The sequence below is a fragment of the Methylophaga sp. UBA5088 genome, assembly GCF_002414625.1.
GTDB classification, from domain to species: domain Bacteria; phylum Pseudomonadota; class Gammaproteobacteria; order Nitrosococcales; family Methylophagaceae; genus Methylophaga; species Methylophaga marina.
Genome location: NZ_DIAC01000070.1, coordinates 20,746 through 25,102, shown reverse-complemented (window position 1 = coordinate 25,102; position 4,357 = coordinate 20,746). Strand labels below are relative to the sequence as shown.

Below are 4,357 nucleotides of genomic sequence, written 5' to 3'. Positions count from 1 at the left end.
TGTTCTATGGCAAAAGTTAGTAAAAGATAACTTCAACAAAGATGAACGTATCACCTCAGCATTGCGTCAACTCAATGTCGCCACGCCAGGACGTTTTGAAATTCTGGATGAGCATACTACCAATATCACGCCGCTTTTCTCTTCAAGCAATGAAGCCATGCTGGTTGATAAAAGGGTTGTTCAGTTTCGTAATGACCCTGTCGCATTATTGACCAAATATCAGGCGGGAACCATTAGTTACCCTATGGCAATACGTGCGCAGGGCGAAGTGAAAACAGCTTTCCCGGATGGAGCAAAAACTGTATCAGGAGACATCAAAAAAATGCCTGGGCATTTAGATAATGCAAAACAAGCTATTGATGTCATTGCGATCGCAGATGTCGACATGCTTGATGACCGTTTCTGGGTGGAAACGCAGGATTTTTACGGTAAACAGTTGGCATTTAATACCTCTAACAATATCGATTTCTTGATTAATGCGATCGAGGATATGACTGGCAGTGAGGGCCTAATCAGCATTCGTTCTCGTGCTGGCTTCTCCAGACCGTTCCATAAAGTCATTGCACTCCAACGTGATGCAGAGAAGCGTTTCCGCACCAAAGAACGGGAATTGCAAAACAAATTAAAAGAAACGCAACAACGCATAGCTCGTATGCAGGTTCAGCGAAGTGGTTCAGGGGAGCAGATTTTGTCTCCTGAACAACAAAAAGAAATTGCTGAGTTCCGCCTGACAGCTAATAAAACTCAACAACAATTACGAGATGTGCAAGCTAATTTACGTAAAGATATCGATAAACTGGATGCACAGTTGAAGTTTTTCAATATTGGATTAGTGCCGATATTAGTCGGGTTATTAGCGGTTTTTACTGGCTGGATGCGTATCCGTAAACGTAATAAAGCCCGTAGCCAACAATAACGATACTGTTTTAGTCGACTAGAAAATAGGTTTATAAAATGACAAAAAAATTCAACAGTTTGACTATTCTTTTCATCGTCACAGTGTTGATGGTACTGCTGATGCTGGTAACCATTTATCGCACTGATGATAATGATGATGACTATGGTTTATTGTTTCCAGACTTGTTCAGTGAATTAAGTCAGGTTGATACGATTGAGTTTAGTAGTGGTGAAGATCAGTTTGCTTTACAACGACAAGGCGAAGATTGGTTTATCCCTCAGCACTATAACTATCCTGCTAACTTTGATGAAGTGAAGCGGATGTTAATCGATCTGTCAGAAGCGAAACTGATGGAGAAGAAAACCAATAACCCCGAACAGTACCCGATTTTAGGTGTGGATGGCGCTAAACCTGAAACGCCAGATGGTGACTCGATCAAAGTCATATTAAAAGAGGGCGATGAAGCCATTGCCGGTTTACTGCTGGGTAAACAACGAGATGTGACCGTGGCCAGTGCCGGGCCCAAACAGTTTTACGTGAGACGGGTTGGTGATGAGCAGAGCTGGTTAGCAGAAGGTTATTTATTAATCAGTCCGGTCATGCTTAACTGGATTGATAGTCAGGTGATTAATCTTGCACGTGAACGAATTGCTCGTGTGGAAATTATCCAACCTAATGGTGATATGGCCACTTTGGTCAATTTAGGCAAAAAAGATAGATTTGGCACACCCGAGTCAGGTGAGAAAACGGTCTTCAAATATCCTCAGCTAGGTTATGATATTGCTGGCTCTTTACATCAATTGCGCATGGAAGATGTTTTGCCTAAAAAAGAGTTTAATCGTGGTGATGCTGATGTGGTTATTGCCCGCTTTATCACTTTTGACGGTTTAGTTGTCACATCAAGAACGTCATTTATTGATGGTTTCTATTACACCACCTTATCAGCAGATTATCAGTCAGACCTTATTTCTGAGGCACCAGATGATATTAAAGCGTTAGAGGTGTTGAAGTCTGATGAACAAGTGAAGGCTGAAGTTGAAGAACTAAATGAGAAGTTATCTGACTGGGTCTACCGTGTCAGTGGCTTTACTGGCACCAATCTGATGAGAGCCAAGGCTGATATCGTTACGGAAAAAAATAATGTGATTCCGATGCCCTCTGATTTAAATGGTTTTGGACCTTTAAACTAAATTAAAAAAGGCTCCTTGAGGAGCCTTTTTTATTTCAGCATAGATTGAACCGCTGCTGCCAACTCATCTGCTGAGAACTTAGGTATAAATTTATCTGCACCGACTTTAGATACCAATGCCTGATTAAATGTGCCACTCATTGAGGTGTGCAATAAAATAGGCAAACTTTTCATTGCTGGATCCAGCCGAACTTCCGATGTGAGTGTATAGCCATCCATTTCTGGCATTTCAATATCCGAGATCATTAATGCAATTTTCTCGTAGATATCTTCGCCTGCCGCTTCCCACGCCTTAAGCATGTCTAGCGCTTCTTTACCATTTTTAGCCAAAGTAATTTCTAGACCGATTTGTTCTAGTGTACGTTTTATCTGGTTTCTAGCCACACTGGAGTCATCTACAACCAATATGTGTTGGCGTATTTCTTGGTTATGCTCAGAGTAGTTATTCACTAACTCTGACGAGACATCGGCCTCAATACCCATGACTTCTGCTAATACCTGTTCGACATCAATAATCTGAACTAGCTTATCCTCGAACTTAGTAATGGCTGTCAGATAGTTACTAGCCCCTGACGCTGCCGGTGGTGGTAATACGTCTGACCAGCTGATATTGATGATGCGTTCTACAGAGGTGACTAAAAAGCCCTGAACAGAGCGATTGTATTCGGTCAGAATAACAAAATTGTCAGCCAGATCCTCGAGAGAGCGTCGCCCTATACTCTGTGATAAATCGACGATGCTAACCGTCTGACCACGAATGGATGCCATACCTTTTATATTAGGATGAGACTGTGGCAATTTCGTTAGATTAGGACAGGCTATCGCTTCACGTACTTTAAAGACATTAATCCCATAAAGTTGAGCTGTGCCCAAACGAAACAACAATAATTCCAGCCGATTGGTCCCAGCAAGGTTCGTGCGTTGGTCTACACCATCAATAATACTGCTCATATTGACTCCTATTTACTTAATGAGGCTATCGGCAAGGCTTGTTAAGTCTTGAGTTTTTAAAATCATGTCTAGGCATATAACTTGCAACAAACTATTCAGAAAGTTTTTTGATCTTACTGTTCAGGTGAACTCTCATGATTCGTAGATTACTTTTATCATGTTTAAGTGCCGTTTTATTGACACATTCTGTCTATGCAGATTCTTTACAGTCTTTAGCCGGTATTGAACAAACGGCTTATGTTTTTGCAATGAATGATGCACAAGCTTATTATGACAATCCTCAAATTACTGTTGATGCTATGGATAAACGTTTGCGACTGCAAGCGTGTGATGGCAAGCTGAGTGCATTTTCATCATCCAGTGCTGATACCACTGGAAATAGAACAATTGGAATACGTTGCAGCACACTAACAGAATGGACTGTTTACGTCTCTGTCAAAGTGAAAGTTTTGCGTCCTGTTGTCGTGGCAGCAAGAGCGCTCAGCGCCAACCAAGTTCTGAAAGCATCTGATGTCAAAACAGTGATGCAGGATATCAGCGATTTGCGACAAGGTTTTATCCTTTCGTCGGATAATGTTGTAGGGCAGCAGTTGAGATATTCACTCGCGATGGGAACAGCATTAACTCCACGTAGTCTCAAACAGCAGAAAATTGTACAGCGAGGCGAGCAAGTTATTCTTGTTGCACAAGCTGGCTCAATGGAGGTCAGGATGAATGGTATGGCAATGGAAGATGCAATCTTGGGTGACAAAATTAAAGTGAAAAATAGTTCTTCGAACAGAGTGGTTGAGGGTGTCGTGCAAGCACCAGGGGTTGTTCAAGTAACAATGTAAAAAATTCTCAACTTTCATTATTTGCTGCCGATACAACCAATATAAAGTAAATGGAGACACGTTATATGTCTGAAATTAATAACATTAAGCCACCATCGCAGGCTGAATACAGCTCGTTGCGAAACATTGGTGAGCGTAAAGAGACTGCAGAAACATCGCCGTCAACCACAACATCGAGCCCAAACACGGAAAGCGATAAAGTGAGTTTAAGTGATACGCTGTCGCAAGTAGAAAAAAGCTTAGCTGATGTTCCCACTGTGAATCAGGCAAAAGTTGATTCTATTAAAGCGGCAATTGAGGATGGTAGTTATCAGGTAGACAGCCAGCAGTTGGCACGAAAAATGATTGATTTTGAGGGTAACTTTTAAGAAAGGATAACCCCATGTCTATGAATGCCATGCAACAGCTGAGTACTATTCTCCAATCTGAGATTAGCAGCAGTACAGCAATCGCAACGCTGCTAAAGCAAGAGCGTGAGGCATTGAA

Annotated in this window: 5 protein-coding genes; 4 read left to right on the top strand and 1 reads right to left on the bottom strand. The window is 41.7% G+C overall.

Annotated features, from left to right (window positions below):
• Both B4K20_RS08865 and B4K20_RS08860 read left to right on the top strand, forming a co-directional pair.
• Positions 1-916, top strand: a 916-nt coding sequence (locus B4K20_RS08865) for a Gldg family protein (protein WP_422655790.1), incomplete at its 5' end; no start/stop codon positions are given.
• A 38-nt stretch (positions 917-954) separates the two neighbouring features.
• A complete protein-coding gene (locus B4K20_RS08860; RefSeq protein ID WP_289282620.1) occupies positions 955-2,088 on the top strand; it encodes a DUF4340 domain-containing protein in 1,134 nt (377 codons plus the stop codon).
• Between the two features lie 29 nt (positions 2,089-2,117).
• Here the strand turns inward: B4K20_RS08860 and B4K20_RS08855 are convergent, their stop codons facing one another.
• Positions 2,118-3,038, bottom strand: a complete 921-nt coding sequence (locus B4K20_RS08855) for a chemotaxis protein CheV (protein WP_286303755.1) — start codon at positions 3,036-3,038, stop codon at positions 2,118-2,120.
• 134 nt (positions 3,039-3,172) lie between these two features.
• On the opposite strand from B4K20_RS08855, the gene flgA reads away from it, so the two are divergent.
• Positions 3,173-3,871, top strand: a complete 699-nt coding sequence (gene flgA, locus B4K20_RS08850; protein ID WP_289282619.1) for a flagellar basal body P-ring formation chaperone FlgA — start codon at positions 3,173-3,175, stop codon at positions 3,869-3,871.
• 65 nt (positions 3,872-3,936) lie between these two features.
• Positions 3,937-4,239: a flagellar biosynthesis anti-sigma factor FlgM gene (flgM, locus tag B4K20_RS08845; protein WP_286303757.1), complete on the top strand. Its 303-nt coding sequence runs from the start codon at positions 3,937-3,939 to the stop codon at positions 4,237-4,239.
• Positions 4,240-4,357: the final 118 nt, after the last annotated feature.

Coding starts and splice junctions, on each gene's coding strand:
- B4K20_RS08860 (WP_289282620.1), top strand. CDS start 955: ATGACAAAAAAATTCAACAGTTTGACTATTCTTTTCATCGTCACAGTG.
- flgM (WP_286303757.1), top strand. CDS start 3,937: ATGTCTGAAATTAATAACATTAAGCCACCATCGCAGGCTGAATACAGC.
- B4K20_RS08855 (WP_286303755.1), bottom strand. CDS start 3,038: ATGAGCAGTATTATTGATGGTGTAGACCAACGCACGAACCTTGCTGGG.
- flgA (WP_289282619.1), top strand. CDS start 3,173: ATGATTCGTAGATTACTTTTATCATGTTTAAGTGCCGTTTTATTGACA.